Raw genomic sequence first — 16,697 nt, 5'->3', positions numbered from 1 at the left:
GGCCGGCGCGGGTTTGGGCAACGGTGTCTCACCGGCATCATCGCGTCGGCCACTCGAAATGTCCTCCTGGCGGTTCAGTGGCGGAGAAGCCTCTGTCGCCCTCCAGCGCTCAAACGAGAGGCCGCTGCTGCCTCGCAGGATGCTTCGAGCCCAGATCTCCGATCAGCCGGCGGTACTGGGTTTCGGGTGGACCGTAAGAATCTCGCGCCAACTTCACGAGACCGTCTCGATCGCGGATCGTGATCTCTCCGCGGCGCGCTCGGATATAACCATAACTCTCGATCATCTGAAGGCCAACGGTAACCCCCGGACGCCTGACACCAAGCATGATGGACAGAAATTCATGGGTTATCATAAGTCTGTCGCCGACAGTGCGGTCGCTGCACATCAAAAGCCATCTCGCCAGCCGGACTTCCAGGCTCTGCCGTGCGTTGATCGATGCCGTGTAGCTTGTCTGAACGTGGAAATATTGGACATAGCGCAACAGGAACGACCGCAACGTAGGGCTGTTCTCCAGGGCTTCGACGAATGGGGCGGCCTCTACCCGGAGGGCCTCGCATGTCGACTGGACGTAGCAATCAAAGTTGGCCTGGTCGTCCCCCATGATCAGGGCCGAACCGGTCATTCCTTCGAACCCGATGATTCCGACTTCCGCTTCGGTCGCCGCCGAAGTCCTGGCCACCACCGATGCCAGTCCGCTTTCCAGAAAATAGACGGCTTCGATCTTCTGCCCCGCAGTCTCCAGTGGCGCGCGCAACTCCAGAAAAACGCTCGCGAGATGTGGCCTCAGCCGCGCGAAATCGTCCGCACTCATGCGGCGAAGCAATTCGCTCTTGGCTTGCAGGATCTGGTAATCCACGAGACTCTTTTCCCTTGGGCAAGAGCACTGGGATCTCTTAGCCGGTTGCGCCCGTCGAACGAGCGGACGGTAATGAACCATAGACTTCGTCTCGCGCAGCACTAGACGGGCCGGCGTGTTGGTATGAAACCAACAGTTACTGCTGAAGACTCGAAGGCCTTGTTGGCTGACCATCTTTCGCCAGCAAACGAGCCTCCCGCAGGATAGAGGCGCGATCGAACCCGAGGAGCGATATGATTTCACCTATCTGCTGTTCAATGGCGCCTGTATCCCGCGCCAGCGCGGTTATCGCGTCCAGTGGCAGACCGGGGTGCTCGGGCTCCTCGCCATGCAAGGCCATGCCTCGTGATGGGCAAGAGCGATGGTCACTCCCAAGCGTCAGCGCCCAACTGTGCTGCTGACGATTTTCCTTTGTACGCTTCCGTACGGAGCTTTGCGAGTCAATTCGGGCCGAGGCTGATTTTGAGGGTTCTTGCATCCTTGTGTCGTCCGTCCGTCGCCCCCGAAATTGTTCGGAACGATTGCTCGGCTGAGAGGTTCAGATATTCCACCCAACAGGAGTCTCGAACGATGGATCACACCAATCACGTACGCCTCACAAGCACCGAACTGACGCCCGACCTTCTCGAAGACGCCACGATTTACGACGCGGACGACAACAAGGTCGGCAGCGTTTCGCATGTCCACGGCTCTGGAGCCGCCAGTCAGGTCGTCATCGATGTCGGCGGCTTCCTCGGCATAGGCGCCAAGCCAGTGGCCGTTCCCGCGAGCCAGTTGGAATTCATGCGCGATGAAGACGGCGACGTTCACGCGGTGACGAACTGGACCAAGGATCAGCTCAAGAGCATGCCCGAGCATCACGATGCATGATTTCAACGACTTCACCTTGAATGGGAGCGGCCGTTCGGCCGCTCTCTGAACGTTCCTTGGGCGCGACAGGATGGACAGACGATGCGGCGCGAGACCGGAGCCTGCTTCTGCGGACGGATCGCGGCAGCCATGGATGGAGAGCCTTTCTGGATATGCTACGATCACGACGACGATTGCCGCCGGGCCATCGGAAGTCCGCTGACGATCTGGGTCGGTTACCGGCCGAAGCAATTTCAGCTTCTTAGGGGAACACCGAAGGTCTTTTCCAAAACGCCAGGCGTCACCCGCACGTTCTGCCCAGACTGTGGAAGCTCGATAGGCTATCGCGACGAAGGTCTGCCGGACGAGTTCTATGTGACGATCGGCTTCCTCGACAAACCTGAAGGTTTTCGGCCGCAAGCCCATGCCTATTGGGACCTGAGGCTACCGTGCATCGAGTTTGATGACAGCCTGCCACGCATCGACCGATATTCGAGGAAGCGCGACCCGACGTTCGGCAACCCGCGCGACCGGTAGTCGCGGTGCGAGCCGCGAGGGCATCGGCGGAACCTGACTACCGCTAGCGGGTTATTCGGGCAGACCCGTCGGGTGCCACTATGCCATCGACCGTGATCCAAAACACACAATACGATCCCGCCACCAAGATCCTCTCGGTCTGGTTTGTGCCGAGCGGCAGACGTTACGATTATGAGGGTGTTGCGCCGGCAACTTATGCCGCTTTCACCAAAGCCTCCTCAAAAGGCCGCTTCTTCAATGAATTCATCCGAGATCGCCATCGATACCGCCGCGTGGCGTGACAAGTTCAGCCATGAGCAGGCGATGCACGGAACCTGACCGGGACCGTCTCGTTGACGTCTCGTCGAAGCAAACCAGGCAACGACAGTTCATCTGGATATGCTCGGGCGTTCGCACCGGCAAAGATCGATCGGAACAGGCTTCAAGGGAGTTCAAGAGCCATGACGGCCAAGAAGCAGAAGACCGAAAGCAAGGACAAGAAGGCGCTGCGCTTGGCAGAGACCACCGACGTCTCACCCAAGCAGGCCAAGGAGCTCATGCGAAAGCATGGCAAGGACAGCCCCAAGGTCGAGAAAGAAGCCAGAAACTTCAAGGCGGAAGGATAGGATCCGCATTGAAGCCCGACCCGTATGACCCTGCAAGCGATCGGCCGCCAGGCAATTCGGTATTAAGGGGGTGCCCCGGCCTTTTCGGCCGCGAGCGCAAAGGGGAAGCGCAGCACCAGGTTGCGGTTCTCGTCAAAAATCTCGAAGGCCAATCCGGTACGCAGCGGCTTGCCATGCAGCAGCTCTTCGGCCAGGATTTCCTTCGCCGACGCCATCGCGTTTTCCTCGGCGCTCGCGAGATCAGGAAATTCCTGGCCCTCCGGATCCTCCTGCAAGCTTCCGCTCTCATCTCGAAGGTCGAAAAAGTATCTGGACATGCCGACTGAACTCCTGCTCATCGCGATGGTGGCCTCGGAAGCGCCAGCCTCAGATTTCAGTGCCTGATATACCCGGATTGTCGAAGAGCACGGCGAGGCCATGCTCTATGGCGCAGGCCGCAATCAGATCATCGAAGGCCTTTCCCGAAAGCGGGCAACTTGGCATCACCTCTCGGATTGCGGTTCCGGCGTTGGCTGTAGAGATCACATCGTGGCGCTTCTTGCGTGTCTCGACATATTGCTCGACCAGGATTTTCAGGCGCCTCACCGCAACGTCGTCCGTAAACATGGATTCCTCAGCCAAAGCCTGAAGTAAGGCTGTCGGCCTGATCATCGTGCCGACGGTCTCGGGGTTAGCCGGGATTGCTCGCACAATATTTCCATGGGCAGTTGGTTCCCCCGACCGCTCGCTTGGTAATTTTCGTACAGGGATACCCTTGCCCCGCGCTTTCATCGGGCCGAACCGACAGCCGATTCCGAAATGGCGAGCCTTCAGGCTTGCATCACCTTGCGGCTGTGACGCGCAACGACACTTTCCTCATCGGTCGCAATCACGCGCACCTCCACCTTGCTCTCCGACCGACTGATGATTTCGGCGTGGGTGTCGTTGGCGTGTTCTTCAAGCACCACGCCAAGCCAGGTCAATTTTTCGCATATGGCGTTGCGGATAGACGCGGATCGTTCGCCGATGCCGGCGGTGAACACGAGGCATTCAAGACCACCCATCGTGTTTGCAAGCGCCGCGGCCTCTCTCGCGGCGCGAAAGGCGAAAAGCGCCATCGCCTCATGAGCGCGAGGATCATTGCTCGCTTCCAGCGTCCTCATGTCGCCCGAAATACCGGATACGCCGAGCAGTCCCGACTTCTCGTAGAGCATTGTCTGCAGTTCCTCAGCCGCGATGCCTCTTTCCAGCAGGAAGTACAACAGCACGCCGGGATCGATGGCGCCGCACCGCGTGCCCATGACGAGGCCATCCAGCGCCGAAAACCCCATCGTCGTATCGATGCTCTTGCCCTGCTGCAAAGCGCAAAGGCTGGCACCATTGCCGAGATGGGCGACGATGGTGCGTTTCGCCGCAAGAGTTGGCGATATCACGCTGAGCCGCCCGGCGATGTATTCATAGGAGAGACCGTGAAACCCGTAGCGGCGCAAGCCTTGCCCTTCATACTGGCGCGGAAGGGCGAAGCGCCGCACGAGCGGATCGATCGTCTGGTGGAAAGCGGTGTCGAAACAGCCAACCTGTGGCAAGTCCGGTTGCAAGGCAGCTATCGCGCGGACCGGCGCGAGACTGCGAGGCTGATGCAGCGGAGCAAGCGGCGTCAACCTGTCGATGGCGTCGATGATGTCTGGGGTCAGACGGACAGGTTCGATGAATTCGCTTCCGCCATGCACGACGCGATGGCCGGCGCAGAGCAGGTTTCTTTCGCCAATTTCGCCCTGCACCCAATTCAGCATCTCGCCTATGGCCGCATCACGCGGCTTGTCGGCGGCGAGCTGCCGCTCGCACTGCACCGTTCCGTCGGCCGCCTTTGCGCGGAGCGTGGGTGTGTCGCCCAAGTCCAACGTGCCGCGTGAAACGAGCTGCAGATCCTGCGACGAGGCAATATCGTAAAGCGCGAACTTTATGCTGGACGAACCGGCATTCAGCGCCAGGATCGACCGGCGGGTCATCGGCGCGCCTTTGCCGCGCTTTTGCCGGGCCAGCTCCATTCCTGGATTTCGGGCATGTCTTCGCCGTGCTCGCCGACATAGGCCCTGTGCTTCACCAGCCGGTCGTGGAGTTCGCCCGCAAGCCCTTCGGCCCTTTCGGCCAGTCCCGGCACGCGTTCGATGGCGGCGAGCGCGAGGTGGTAGCGATCGAGTTCATTGAGCACCACCATGTCGAACGGCGTCGTCGTGGTGCCCTCCTCGCGGAAGCCATGCACATGCATGTTGTCATGGTTGGCGCGACGGTAGGTCAGGCGATGAATGAGATAGGGATAGCCGTGATAGGCGAAGATGACAGGCCGTGTCTTCGTGAACAACGCGTCGAAGTCTCCATCGGCGAGGCCGTGCGGGTGCTCGGTGTTCGACTGCAGCGTCATCAGGTCGACAACATTGACGACACGTATTTTCAGGTCGGGGATCGCAGAGCGCAGAATGTCGGTCGCGGCCAACGTTTCCAGGGTCGGCACGTCGCCGGCGCAGGCCATGACCACGTCGGGCTCTTCGCCCTGAGCAACCGTACCGGCCCATTCCCAGATGCCCGCCCCCGCCTTGCAATGCGCTTCGGCTTCTTCAATGGACAGCCATTGCGGTGCCGGCTGCTTGCCGGCGGTAATGACATTGATGCGATTATAGGTTCTCAGGCAATGATCGGTGATCCACAGCAGAGTGTTGGCATCCGGCGGAAAATAGAGCCTTACCGTATCGGCCTTCTTGTTGGCGACCAGATCGGCAAAGCCCGGATCCTGATGGCTGAAACCATTGTGGTCCTGCCGCCAGACATGGGAGGTCAAAAGGTAATTGAGCGAGGCGATCGGCTTGCGCCAGGCAAGCTCGCCGGAGGTCTTCAGCCATTTGGCATGCTGGTTGACCATCGAATCGACAATGTGGATGAAGGCTTCATAGCAGGAGAACAGGCCGTGCCGGCCGGTGAGCAGATAGCCTTCGAGCCACCCTTGGCAAAGATGCTCACTGAGCACTTCCATGACACGTCCGTCACGGGAAAGATGGACGTCGTAGGGTTCGATGCGCTGCATCCAGATCCGATCGGTAACTTCGAACACCTCATCGAGGCGGTTGGATGACGTCTCGTCCGGCCCCATCAGGCGAAAATTCCGCGCCTCGGCATTGAGGCGGAACACCTCGCGAAGATAGCTTCCGCAAATCCGCGTCGCTTCAGCGATGACGCCACCTGGACGCGGCACTTCCAGCCCCAGGCTTTTCCAGTCTGGAAGCACAAGATCGCGCTTCAGCAGTCCGCCATTCGCGTACGGGCTTGCACCCATGCGCTTTGTCCCTGTTGGGGCAAGTGCCGCTAGCTCTGGCAACAGGTGTCCGCTTTCATCGAACAGCTCTTCCGGTTTGTAGCTTCGCATCCAGTTTTCGAGGATCGTGCGGTGGTCCTCATTTCCGCGTGCGTTCGACACCGGCACTTGATGCGAGCGCCAGAAACCCTCAACCTTCTCGCCATCGACCTCCTTGGGACCTGTCCACCCCTTGGGGCTGCGCAGCACGATCATCGGCCATTGCGGGCGTTGACCATGCCATCCCGGAGCCCGTGCCTGCTCCTGAATGGACCGGATGCGATCGAGCACCGTGTCGAGCGTCGCGGCCATCGACTGGTGCATGGAAAGCGGCTCGTGGCCTTCGACGAAGAACGGTTCGTAGCCATAGCCGGCGAAAAGCTTTCGCAATTCCTGGTCGTCCATGCGGCCGAGGATCGTTGGGCTGGCGATCTTGTAGCCGTTGAGATGCAGGATCGGCAGGACGGCGCCGTCCGACATCGGGTTCAGGAACTTGTTGGAATGCCATGCCGCCGCGAGCGGACCGGTCTCGGCTTCGCCGTCACCAACGACGCAGGCAACCACCAGGTCCGGATTGTCGAAGGCCGCACCGAAGGCATGGACCAAGGCATATCCCAGTTCACCGCCCTCATGGATTGAGCCGGGCGTCTCGGGCGCGGCATGGCTTGGCACGCCGCCGGGGAAGGAAAACTGCCGGAACAGTTTCCTGAGGCCGTCTTCGCCCTGCCCGATATCGGGATAGATCTCGCTATAGGTGCCCTCGAGCCAGGTGTTGGCAACCATTGCGGGACCGCCATGGCCCGGGCCGCAGATAAACAGAACATCAAGGTCGCTTTCGCGGATAACGCGGTTCATATGCAGGTAGAGAAAATTCAGCCCCGGCGTCGTGCCCCAATGTCCAAGCAGCCGCGGCTTGACATGTTCGGCCTTCAACGGTTCGCGCAACAGCGGATTGTCGAGCAGGTAGATCTGGCCGACCGAGATATAATTCGCGGCGCGCCAGTAACGGTCCAAGAGGTCGATCCGTTCGTGGCCGATAGCCTGCGGCGTCGCGGCTGCCTTGTCGTTCATCGACATCTCCAGCTTCGGTTCGCTGGTGATAACTGGGGCATTTTTGCGCTTGAGCAACCCCCGACTGCCGCCGTCCGGGGCGGCGTCGCGACCCGCGCAGCCAAGAGACCGGACGCTATCCCGGCGGGCACACGGCTCTGTCCGCAGATAGTCGGGAACCTTGAAGTCTTCTGGCGGTTAGAAACTGGAATCGCGAAGGCAGGCTCAAGGCAGGTACCGCGAAGGATCGCCTCGAAGCGTTGCACCAAAGGGGAGCTAAAAGATGCTCGATCTTCCTCGTGCCCGTGATCGAATGGTCAAAATCCATGTCGGCCGGCGCGGCATCCATGACCGTGAGATTCTGCAGGCTATGCGCGAAGTTCCACGCGAGGCCTTCGTCGAACCCGGCTTCGAGGAATTTGCTTATGAAGACACGCCGCTGCCGATCGCCGACGGCCAGACCATATCGCAACCCTACATCGTCGCGTTCATGATCGAGATGGCGGATGTCAAACCGGGTGACCATGTGCTCGAAATTGGCACCGGCTCGGGGTACGCGGCCGCGGTGATGAGCCGGATCGTCGAACAGGTCTACACGATAGAGCGTCATCCCGGTTTGGCCGAAACCGCGAAGCGGCGGTTTGAAAAACTCGGCTACCAAAACATCGAGGTTCGGACGGGCGATGGCACCAAGGGCTGGCCGCAGGCGGCGCCGTTCGATGCCATCGTGGTGACAGCCAGCGGTCCCGGCGCACCGCTCGCCCTTCAGGAGCAACTCGATGTCGGCGGCAGGCTCGTCATTCCGGTCGGCGACGACCCGGATTTGCAACGTCTGCTCAAAGTCACCCGGACAGGCGCCGCAACCTATAGCGAGGAGGATTTCGGTGGTGTGCGCTTCGTCCCTCTGATCGGCGAGCAGGGTTGGTCGGAAAACGGCACGGTCACCGACGTCGGTCGTCCGCTTCGACATCCCCATCCGATCAGCCTGCCTGATATGATCGCGGCCGCGGCCGAACCCCTGCCCGATTTCGACGATCCGGCCTTCGGCGCATTGTTCGATCGGTTCGCCGACCGGCGCATTGTTCTGCTTGGCGAGGCAAGCCATGGCACGTCCGAATTCTACAGGGCGCGCGCGGCAATCACCCGCAGGCTCATCGAACGCCACGGCTTCACCATCGTCGCGGTCGAAGCGGACTGGCCCGACGCGGCGGCGATCGACCGCTACGTTCGCCATCGTCGGCCGCGAACCGGCACTGATGCGCCATTCCAGCGATTTCCGACGTGGATGTGGCGCAACACCGATGTCGCCACCTTCACCGACTGGATGCGCCGTCACAACGAGAAGCTAGAGCCTTCGGAGCAAGCAGGGTTCTACGGCCTCGACATCTACAATATGAGCGGTTCCATCGGCGCGGTCCTCGACTATCTCGACCGGGTCGATCCCCAGGCAGCCAAGATCGCGCGCGAACGCTATGGCTGCCTGACGCCCTGGCAACACGAACCGTCCACCTACGGCCGCGCGGTGCTCACCGCCGGCTATCAAAAATGCGAAAAAGCGGTGCTGGAACAATGCCGGGACTTGCTCGCCAAACAGCTCGAATATGCAAAAAGGGACGGCACCGACTTTCTCGATGCCAGTCAGAATGCCCGGCTGATCGCGTCCGCCGAACACTATTACCGGATCATGTACTATGGCGGCGCGGAGTCCTGGAACCTGCGCGACACGCACATGTTCGAAACGTTGGAACATTTGCTGCATGCCGGCGGCCCCAAAGCCAAGGCCGTGGTGTGGGCGCACAATTCCCATATCGGCGATGCCCGCTTTACCGAGATGGGCGTCGTCAGGGACGAACTGAACATCGGCCAACTCTGCCGGCAGCGTTTCGGGGATGAGGCAGCGCTGATCGGTGTGGGCACGCATTCCGGCACTGTAGCGGCCGCCAGCAACTGGGATGGCAAAATGGAGGTGAAGCAAATTCGCGCGTCGCACGCCGACAGTTACGAACGGCTTTGCCACGATTCCCTTGTGTCGCGGTTCCTGCTCGACCTCGGGCGCGACACAACGCTGCGTGAGCGGTTGCTGGAACGCAGGCTGGAGCGATTTATCGGCGTGATCTACCGGCCGGAAACCGAGCTGGGCAGCCACTATGCGGACGCTTCCCTGCCCCGGCAGTTCGACGCGTTCCTATGGTTCGACAAAACCGCGGCAGTGACGCCGCTTGGCCCGGAGCATGCAAGAACCGGCGTTCCCGACACCTATCCATTCGGGCTTTAGCCGGCGCGCTGCGAACCAATGAAGAAGCCGAGGCGTGGAACCGGAACGAATTATCCGCTCTGCGATTTCAAAACTGCAATCCCCGTCGAAGGAGTTTTCTCATGACCGGAACCAAACATCCGAAATGGAAAAAACCGAGCGATGCCGACTTGGCGAACAATCCTGGTATCGGGACTTCCAAGGGAACGATCAAGGAAGGCGAAGAGTTCGAGCTTGAAGGCGAGAACACGGTCGAAGGTGACGTCGAAAACGACACGACCGCCGCTGGCGGAATCGATCCAAGACAAAAGATGCGGACCAACAAATAGCTGCCCTGCGCGTCGCTGCGATCAACTTCGCCGGAGGAGTGAACCATGCCACTTGCCCTTAGCAGTGCCGCCTTTGCCGAAGGCGGACAAATTCCCGAAAGATACACACGAGACGGCAAAAACGTATCGCCGCCGCTGAAATGGTCTGGAGTGCCAGATGAAGCAAAGAGCCTTGTTCTCGTCGTTCAGGATCCTGACGCGCCGAGCGGAACGTTTGGTCATTGGGCGGTGTTCAACATCTCCCCGGACACAAGGGAACTTCCCGAGGCCGAAAGCGGCAAGCCGGGTCCGGGCGCCCTCAGGCAAGCAACGAATGATTTTGGCAACGCCTATTACGACGGCCCTGAGCCGCCGGTCGGACATGGCGTTCACCATTACCATTTCCGGCTGGCCGCGCTCGACATCCCGAGCCTTGCCATTCCAGCCAGCGTGGGCATCGAGCGCATCTGGCGGGAGGCGCAGAAACATTCGCTTGAGCAGGCTGAACTCATCGGAACCTACGAGCGCAATTCGTAAGTTAATGACCAGGGGCGACCGAGGTGGCCTGCTGCGCGGAACGGTTCTCCTCCTCGCCGGTTGTCTGGGAAAGGAGATGGCGCCATGTTTGGAGATATCATGTGGTTGGTCGTCGTTGCCGGCGGCCCATTGCTGCTGATCGTGCTGATGGCCTATGCCGTTATCGCACGCCGTCGGCGTGGACCCGCCGAACGAAGGGAGAGCGACCGAGCGACCGACCGGCTATACCAGGACAAGCGTTGATCCGCGTCGGCGAGACCTCCGATTGGCAAGACATCCAATCGGCAAGACATCCAATCGGCAAGACATCCAATCGGCAAGACAGGGGATCGTATGCCGCACCGAAGCGACGACGATCCCCAACTACGGTCAGCGCATTATCCTTTGCCGCAACCACGCAAAGAACCTGCCGCTGATGGCTGAGCGGACCCGCGTCGCAGCCCAGCGCGCTTTCATGGTTGAGCCGACGTGGCAATCGCAGACGATGTCGTGCAACTGCCAGTCGTTCAACTCGAAAAAGCGCTTTGCCTCACCATATGTGTCGTCTTTCAAACCCGATGCGCGCAGCACTGGATCTTCGAAGGCAACCGAAATTGCCGTACCCTCGCCCCGCATCATCGCACGTGCTTCAGGGTGCAAATGTTCAGTGCCTGCAAAGGCCCCAAGGCATCGCTCGGGACTACGCTCCAGCAGTTCAGCCCAGCGCTCTACGCGCTGATTTCGTGTCATTGCGGAATAGGCAGCCGACGATTCAATCTTGGCGACGGCATGCAGTTGGTCGAGTGTTTGATGTTTCATGGCCAGCTCCTGTTGAGGCAGCGAAGCGCCCACGCCTTCAAGGGAATTACCGCGCGTTAATGCTTCGACAAGAGCGCCAGGCTGGAGAATTCGACACAACCGGATTGGGCCGGCGGGATCATAAACACGCCGGCTGCGTTCATCGACGGGGCTGCTTGTGACAAGCCACTGATCCGCGACGGGATGCATCCATGTTCATCCAGCCAATCGACTATTTCCTTGCCGTCTGGTTCGCTCTTGCCGCCGCCTCGACGCTTTATGTCGGCTTCGATCAATACCGCAACAATCCCGAACCGGTGGTGATGAAATGGGGTTTCATCCTGGTGACCCTCTATATGGGTCCATTGGGGCTGCTGCTTTATGTGCTTGCAGACAAGGAGCCACGGCCGGGCGAGCATGAAGACTTTACCAGGCCGCTGTGGAAACAGGGGGTCGGTTCGACCATCCACTGCGTTGCCGGCGATGCGACCGGCATCATTCTCGCCGCAGTCATCACGGCAACGCTTGGCTTGCCGATGTGGCTCGACCTCATCGTCGAATATCTGGCGGGCTTTGCCTTCGGCCTGTTCATCTTCCAATCGCTGTTCATGAAATCGATGATGGGCGGCACCTACTGGGAGAACGTGCGCAAGAGCTTCCTGCCCGAGTTCATCTCGATGAATTTCATGATGGCCGGCATGGCACCCGTCATGAGCTTTCTGATGATGGGGCGCGACATGCGCGCCATGGAGCCGAACGAGCTTTTGTTCTGGGGCGTGATGTCGATCGGCGTCATCGCTGGCTTCACGCTCGCCTATCCGGCCAATGTCTGGCTGGTCGCGCGCGGGCTGAAGCACGGATTGATGACGCAGCGCCCGCAGGCGAACGAAACGAGCAGTGGAGAGCCGACCGCCCACCAACAGCATGCTATGCATCACCCCAACGCCGGCGACGGCCGACGAAGCCGCAACACCTCCCATAAGTCCAAACGCAGCGGCCACCAGATGGAGACGGACGCTACCACGCCGCAGATTGCGGCCCTCGGTATTGTGTCGGTGTTGGCGCTGGCGATCGGCATGGCCGCGCCGGCCAACTGGCTGAACCTGACGCTTTCGGCGCGTGACGTCGGCGGCGCGATCATGCCGCAAGGCATGATCATGGGTCGCGACACGCCGGCGGAGGCCATGCGTGACATGGCTGCAACCGATCCGCGTCGCGTTACCTCGTCCTATGCTCTTGCCGCCAAGGGCGACCAGGAACTGCCATTCCGCCTGGAGAACGGCGTCAAGGTGTTCGAGCTCAGACCATCGGTGGTCCGCTGGCAGATCCTGCCCAACGTCGCGGTCGACGCCTATGCCTACAATGGCCAGATTCCCGGTCCGCGCATCCACATTCGCCAAGGCGATAAGGTTCGCATCGACGTCACCAACGACCTGCCCGAAGAAACCACGGTGCATTGGCACGGCATGATTCTGCCGAACCAGATGGATGGGCCTGCCGAGATCACCCAGCCGCCGATCGAACCTGGACAATCCTATTCCTATGCATTCACCGCGACCCAGCACGGGACCTATTTCTATCATCCGCATGCCAAGCCGGACCGCACCCAGGCGCTGGGGCTTTATGGGGCGCTGATCATCGATCCCGCCAATCCTGCCGACGAGGTTCCGGCTGACCACGACTATGTCATCGAACTTCAGGAATGGCTGGTGCGTGATGGGCTGACCTACCCCTCAATGCCAATGGAAGGCGGCATGCCGAACTTCTTCACCATCAACGGTAAGGCCTATCCCGCAACCGACACCATTCCTATGAAGGTGGGCGAGACGCTGAAGGTGCGTTTCATCGGCACCAACAACGGCTTCGTCCATCCAATGCATATCCATGGCGGACCCTTCGAGGTCGTCGCCCGTGACGGTGAGACGCTTTCTCCCTCGGCACGCTTCCTGGCCGATACCATCAATGTCGGACCGGGACAGCGCTATGACGTCGTGTGGAAGGCGCTGCGTCCCGGCAAGTGGCTCATTCACTGCCACATCCCGCATCACACGACGAACAACAATGTCGAGGAGAAGGGCGGCGGCGGGTTGATGGTCGTCATCGACGTCGGCTAGATCTGCCAACCCCTGTGGATTTACCGATGTTATTCGGAGGCCGCGTTGTTGCGCGCTACTTCTTGATAATGGTTCCGTTGCGCAAGTCGAATGCTTCGGTACCGCGAGCCTGACGGTAGAAATCGTCCTGCAATTCGCCCCACTCGCCGAGAAAGGCGCCGCAATTGCTGCAATGAATTGGCGTCGATTCCTCCGCGTTGTCGGGAATGTCCATTTGGATAGTCCCACAAGCCTTGCAATCGAGTTTGTCGTCCAACCGTCGTCCCATTTCCCAATGATTACGCATTTTCGGCCATGAGCCAATTGTCGATTTCGTACCAAATCGCTTCAACCGCCGGTGAGTCCTCCAGCCATGGCTCATCGGTCAATCGCGAGAGTCAAAAAGGACGGCCAGCCCCAGTTCCCGTGCCAGCTCGACGATCGTCTCCATCAACTCATCGTCTGTGTCCTGCAAATAAGGCGCGTCCCTGCGAGCGGCCTCTATCGCCGCTTTGACCGAAACAATGTCGCCGTATCGCGCACTTCGAAGCTCCTCTGCCAGAAACGCCTTGGCGGTACCGACAGGTCTTATTGCCCATCTGGCGATGCTCATGCGGCTCCCTCCCATGGTCACCTCTGCTTGATTTTGATCCTGTCCAAGGTGCAGATCAATCGATGGTACGATTCCGTACGAAACCGCCCAACCGGTTGGGAGACAGCCGTGTGACGGACGCCCTGGCCAAGGTTTTCGGCGTCTCTCTGGGGTGAGTTGGGACGAAATCGCCCGGCGGGACCAGCCCCGCGGGAACCATCGCTCAGCATGGGGGTTTCTTCAAAATCTCCTCGAGGATGTAAGGAGCGACCATGCGCATGTTGACGATAGCTCTCGCACTTTCCGGGGCGGTCATCATTCAGCCCGTCTACGCCCAAACTGTTGGCCCGCAGCCTCCCCAGGTGACGCCACCGCAGGGCGAAGTGCAACCGGAGCTGGCGCTGCCAGATCCAGGCTCTGCTGATTTGAATTTCACCGGCGTCGCCATTATCGCCGTCGAGGATTTGCCTGACGAAATCAAGGCGCAGGCGGATGCCGTGATCAATCAAACCAGCGCCGAAGATTTGCTTCGCCTGCAAAACTCAGTCGATGCTTCGCCTCAGGCGACATCGGCTTTGAGGGCGAATGGGCTCAATTCCTCGCAGGTTGTCGCTGCAAACATAGATGGCGATGGCACGCTGACCCTGATCATCCAGACGACGACTTGAGGCGCCGAAGCAACCATTCAACTTTGCCGATCTGCAGGCGATGGGCTTTCTGTCTCGAGGTTGCGCACTTGCCCCGCGATAAAGAAGCTCCCCTTCGGCTATGCGTGGACGGGAGGCTCTTCATTCTCGTCGGGATTGGGCAGCGGGGTCTCGTCCGGGAGCCTTTCCGGTTCGGGTTCCTCGATCGGCTGGGGCTTCCATGTTGGAGGCGGCACGGGCACATCGCGATTTGGGTCTGGCTGTCTTGGCTGTGGCATCTAACTATCTCCGTTCAGTCGGAACAACTCGTGCGCCGTGGCATGGTTCCTGGCAGAATCCAGCCATCGAGATCGTTACGCCCTCAGGGCACGCGCATGTTGGTCCGCCCAGGTGCCGGCCCAAAAGTTTGCAGATCGTTCGGAACCGGTCGGATTTTCGAGCCGTTGTCATCGACAGGGATCAAGGAGAAGCGCGATGAAGGACAAGCAAGGAAATATCGACCATACATTGCCGCAGGTCGCCATCGACGATCAGCAGGTGCGACAACTGGCGGCCACGACCGATTTGCCGTCCAGGCAGGCTCGCGAACTGGTGCGCCGTCACGGCAACGATCCCCGGAAGCTGGAAGAGTTGGCGAAGTCGATCAACGCCACCAATTGAGTTCGGGCCAATGGGCACCACGGCGCATGCCGCTGGCGTCAGATTTCGAGCAAGGCGTAGGGGCGGCCGCTTGGCTTGGTCACATGCATGGCGACGTTGTAGACCTTGGCTCCGCCAGGCGTTTGACCTTCGTAAGAACCGCGATGTGCATGACCGTGCACGACAGCACTAACCTGGAATCGATCGATCGTCTCCGCCAGGCGTGAAGAGCCCAAAAATGGAAATATCTCCGGCGGTTCTCCCGCGACTGTGTCGGCAATCGGCGCATAGTGGAGGATCACCAGCGTGCGCTTCGCCCGCACCTGGCGCATCGCGTTTTCAAGTCGCATTGCCTCGTTCACGCTTTCGGCGACCATCGTCTTGATGGCCGGTTCACCGAATGAGCCGAGCATGCGTGACCCGAAGCCGCCTATGAATCCCTTCACGCCGACAAAACCCACCTCTTCGATTTCGACTGCCTGCCCGTCGAGGAGATGAACATGCGCCTGGCGCAGGATGTTCGTGACGTCTTCCACCGCACCAGACTCGTAGTCATGATTGCCGAGCACCGCCACGACCGGGATCGAGCAGTTGCGCAGATCCTCGGCCAGCATCTCCGCTTCACGAGGCTTGCCGAGATTGGTCAGATCTCCCGTGAGAACGAGAATGTCCGCTTCGCTCGAAATTTCGCCGAAGAGGTTTCGATACGAGGTTTGCGCATCTTCCCGCACATGGAGATCCCCGACCGCGGCAACTTTGAGCGCGCGTGCGCCGTCCTTGGGCCCGCTGCTCTTGACGGGATCAGCCATCACGGAATTCTCCCACACCACCGACGCCGGCGAAGCCCCATTCCTTGACGTCGATTTCGTAATCGGTTTGCGAAAGCAGCCGCCCACGGCAGATCTTCATCCTTGGAGACGGCAACTGCCGTTGCTTGGCGAGGCGGTCGAGCAATTCATCGAGCAGCCACGCCGGGATATGATCGCGCTCGCTCGGATAGATCCATCTGAAATTGATAAGCTGCATCAACAGAACCTCCCAATGAACCTCCAGATAAGAAAGCAGCCGGTGCCAATCGATCTGATCGCCCGCCTTGAGAATCGTATGAGCGATATCGGCGCCATCGTGTCGCCCTCTGTCCTGGATAAAGCATTTGGACCAGATGAGTTCGGTCGGGCCGATGATCCGCACCCTGCTGCCCAACAGCTCTGTTTGGCGGGCGTGTTCCAGCCACAGGTCGCCAACAGGCACCGTGCCGTTGGCCGAGCCGAATATGACGTCGAAGAAATGCGTGCCCTTGAACACCTTGCCGAGCCACCGGTCATCCTCGATTTCGACGGCATATCCAAGCTGCTTGAAATGGGCGAGGATCCGCGCGTAATCGCCTGCCTTGCAGAAAATATCGAGGTCCTTGGTCTGGCGGGTGACACCCGTATAAGCGCTTACCGCGTAAGTCCCGGCGACCAGAAAGGGTATGTCGGTGGCGGTAAGCTCGCGGATTGCTTCCGTGTAAAATACCTCCGCCTCGGCATTTTTGAGCGTCGGCGCCGCTTTTGCATCGATCTTGGGAAGCGAGACCAGAACGTTTTCAGGCAATGGACCATTGGTCATGAAACGATGACTCC

General features: G+C 59.9%; 21 protein-coding genes. 11 read left to right on the top strand and 10 right to left on the bottom strand.

The genetic code is table 11. The features are described 5' to 3' along the window. Window positions 1–109: 109 nt before the first annotated feature. Entirely contained in the window at window positions 110–859 is a 750-nt protein-coding gene (locus EOA19_RS19040; RefSeq protein WP_128304471.1) for a Crp/Fnr family transcriptional regulator, read from the bottom strand. A gap of 570 nt (window positions 860–1,429) precedes the next feature. On the opposite strand from EOA19_RS19040, the gene EOA19_RS19030 reads away from it, so the two are divergent. From EOA19_RS19030 to EOA19_RS19015, 4 genes are all read left to right on the top strand, one after another. Then, on the top strand, window positions 1,430–1,729 hold the full coding sequence (locus tag EOA19_RS19030; protein WP_128304469.1) for a PRC-barrel domain-containing protein: 300 nt from the start codon (window positions 1,430–1,432) through the stop codon (window positions 1,727–1,729). Between the two features lie 81 nt (window positions 1,730–1,810). Further along, window positions 1,811–2,245, top strand: coding sequence for a GFA family protein (locus tag EOA19_RS19025; RefSeq protein ID WP_128304468.1), 435 nt, complete (start codon window positions 1,811–1,813; stop codon window positions 2,243–2,245). An 80-nt stretch (window positions 2,246–2,325) separates the two neighbouring features. After that, the gene (locus EOA19_RS19020) at window positions 2,326–2,526 is read left to right on the top strand and encodes a KTSC domain-containing protein (RefSeq protein ID WP_023811991.1); all 201 of its coding nucleotides are present in this window, start codon (window positions 2,326–2,328) and stop codon (window positions 2,524–2,526) included. A 159-nt stretch (window positions 2,527–2,685) separates the two neighbouring features. Beyond that, on the top strand, window positions 2,686–2,850 hold the full coding sequence (locus EOA19_RS19015; protein WP_023811992.1) for a hypothetical protein: 165 nt from the start codon (window positions 2,686–2,688) through the stop codon (window positions 2,848–2,850). Window positions 2,851–2,912: 62 nt separating this feature from the next. On the opposite strand, the gene EOA19_RS19010 is transcribed toward EOA19_RS19015, so the two are convergent. The 4 genes from EOA19_RS19010 to EOA19_RS18995 form a co-directional block, all read right to left on the bottom strand. Further along, on the bottom strand, window positions 2,913–3,125 hold the full coding sequence (locus EOA19_RS19010) for a hypothetical protein (protein WP_031213488.1): 213 nt from the start codon (window positions 3,123–3,125) through the stop codon (window positions 2,913–2,915). A 91-nt stretch (window positions 3,126–3,216) separates the two neighbouring features. Further along, window positions 3,217–3,456 carry a hypothetical protein gene (locus tag EOA19_RS19005; RefSeq protein WP_031213489.1) on the bottom strand — a complete coding sequence of 80 codons (240 nt, stop codon included), beginning with the start codon at window positions 3,454–3,456 and terminating at the stop codon, window positions 3,217–3,219. A gap of 203 nt (window positions 3,457–3,659) precedes the next feature. Then, window positions 3,660–4,838 (bottom strand): acetate/propionate family kinase, encoded by a 1,179-nt coding sequence (locus EOA19_RS19000; protein WP_128304467.1) that lies wholly within the window; start codon window positions 4,836–4,838, stop codon window positions 3,660–3,662. Continuing rightward, entirely contained in the window at window positions 4,835–7,246 is a 2,412-nt protein-coding gene (locus EOA19_RS18995; RefSeq protein ID WP_128304466.1) for a phosphoketolase family protein, read from the bottom strand. The genes EOA19_RS19000 and EOA19_RS18995 overlap by 4 nt, the downstream gene beginning before the upstream one ends. 262 nt (window positions 7,247–7,508) lie before the next feature. On the opposite strand from EOA19_RS18995, the gene EOA19_RS18990 reads away from it, so the two are divergent. The 4 genes from EOA19_RS18990 to EOA19_RS18975 all read left to right on the top strand — a co-directional run bounded on the left by EOA19_RS18990 (window position 7,509) and on the right by EOA19_RS18975 (window position 10,567). After that, the gene (locus tag EOA19_RS18990) at window positions 7,509–9,500 is read left to right on the top strand and encodes a protein-L-isoaspartate(D-aspartate) O-methyltransferase (RefSeq protein ID WP_128304465.1); all 1,992 of its coding nucleotides are present in this window, start codon (window positions 7,509–7,511) and stop codon (window positions 9,498–9,500) included. A gap of 101 nt (window positions 9,501–9,601) precedes the next feature. Next, window positions 9,602–9,808, top strand: a complete 207-nt coding sequence (locus tag EOA19_RS18985; RefSeq protein ID WP_013531530.1) for a hypothetical protein — start codon at window positions 9,602–9,604, stop codon at window positions 9,806–9,808. A 45-nt stretch (window positions 9,809–9,853) separates the two neighbouring features. Further along, complete coding sequence (locus EOA19_RS18980; protein WP_128304464.1) at window positions 9,854–10,324, top strand: YbhB/YbcL family Raf kinase inhibitor-like protein; 471 nt, start codon at window positions 9,854–9,856, stop codon at window positions 10,322–10,324. Between the two features lie 84 nt (window positions 10,325–10,408). Then, window positions 10,409–10,567, top strand: a complete 159-nt coding sequence (locus EOA19_RS18975) for a hypothetical protein (RefSeq protein WP_128304463.1) — start codon at window positions 10,409–10,411, stop codon at window positions 10,565–10,567. 126 nt (window positions 10,568–10,693) lie between these two features. Here EOA19_RS18975 and EOA19_RS18970 read toward each other — a convergent pair whose 3' ends face one another. Beyond that, window positions 10,694–11,122, bottom strand: a complete 429-nt coding sequence (locus EOA19_RS18970) for a hypothetical protein (protein WP_128304515.1) — start codon at window positions 11,120–11,122, stop codon at window positions 10,694–10,696. A 191-nt stretch (window positions 11,123–11,313) separates the two neighbouring features. Here EOA19_RS18970 and EOA19_RS18965 point away from each other — a divergent pair, with 191 nt between their 5' ends. Then, window positions 11,314–13,215 carry a DUF4396 domain-containing protein gene (locus EOA19_RS18965; RefSeq protein ID WP_023812001.1) on the top strand — a complete coding sequence of 634 codons (1,902 nt, stop codon included), beginning with the start codon at window positions 11,314–11,316 and terminating at the stop codon, window positions 13,213–13,215. A gap of 55 nt (window positions 13,216–13,270) precedes the next feature. Here EOA19_RS18965 and EOA19_RS18960 read toward each other — a convergent pair whose 3' ends face one another. After that, window positions 13,271–13,429 carry a hypothetical protein gene (locus EOA19_RS18960; RefSeq protein WP_023812002.1) on the bottom strand — a complete coding sequence of 53 codons (159 nt, stop codon included), beginning with the start codon at window positions 13,427–13,429 and terminating at the stop codon, window positions 13,271–13,273. 150 nt (window positions 13,430–13,579) lie between these two features. After that, window positions 13,580–13,807: a hypothetical protein gene (locus tag EOA19_RS18955; RefSeq protein ID WP_023812003.1), complete on the bottom strand. Its 228-nt coding sequence runs from the start codon at window positions 13,805–13,807 to the stop codon at window positions 13,580–13,582. Between the two features lie 251 nt (window positions 13,808–14,058). Between EOA19_RS18955 and EOA19_RS18950 the strand changes: the two genes are divergently transcribed. After that, a complete protein-coding gene (locus EOA19_RS18950) occupies window positions 14,059–14,454 on the top strand; it encodes a hypothetical protein (RefSeq protein WP_023812004.1) in 396 nt (131 codons plus the stop codon). 453 nt (window positions 14,455–14,907) lie between these two features. After that, on the top strand, window positions 14,908–15,093 hold the full coding sequence (locus EOA19_RS18940) for a hypothetical protein (protein ID WP_023812005.1): 186 nt from the start codon (window positions 14,908–14,910) through the stop codon (window positions 15,091–15,093). 38 nt (window positions 15,094–15,131) lie between these two features. Here EOA19_RS18940 and EOA19_RS18935 read toward each other — a convergent pair whose 3' ends face one another. Together EOA19_RS18935 and EOA19_RS18930 are read right to left on the bottom strand one after the other, a co-directional pair. After that, window positions 15,132–15,881, bottom strand: coding sequence for a metallophosphoesterase (locus tag EOA19_RS18935; RefSeq protein ID WP_023812006.1), 750 nt, complete (start codon window positions 15,879–15,881; stop codon window positions 15,132–15,134). Next, window positions 15,874–16,683, bottom strand: coding sequence for a nucleotidyltransferase family protein (locus EOA19_RS18930; protein WP_023812007.1), 810 nt, complete (start codon window positions 16,681–16,683; stop codon window positions 15,874–15,876). Before EOA19_RS18930 ends, EOA19_RS18935 begins: the two co-directional genes overlap by 8 nt. Window positions 16,684–16,697: the final 14 nt, after the last annotated feature.

Source organism: Mesorhizobium sp. M7A.F.Ca.US.010.02.1.1 (assembly GCF_004023085.1).
Classification (GTDB): Bacteria; Pseudomonadota; Alphaproteobacteria; order Rhizobiales; family Rhizobiaceae; genus Mesorhizobium.
Note: the sequence above shows the minus strand (reverse complement) of the source record. Positions and strands in the feature narration are given on the sequence as shown.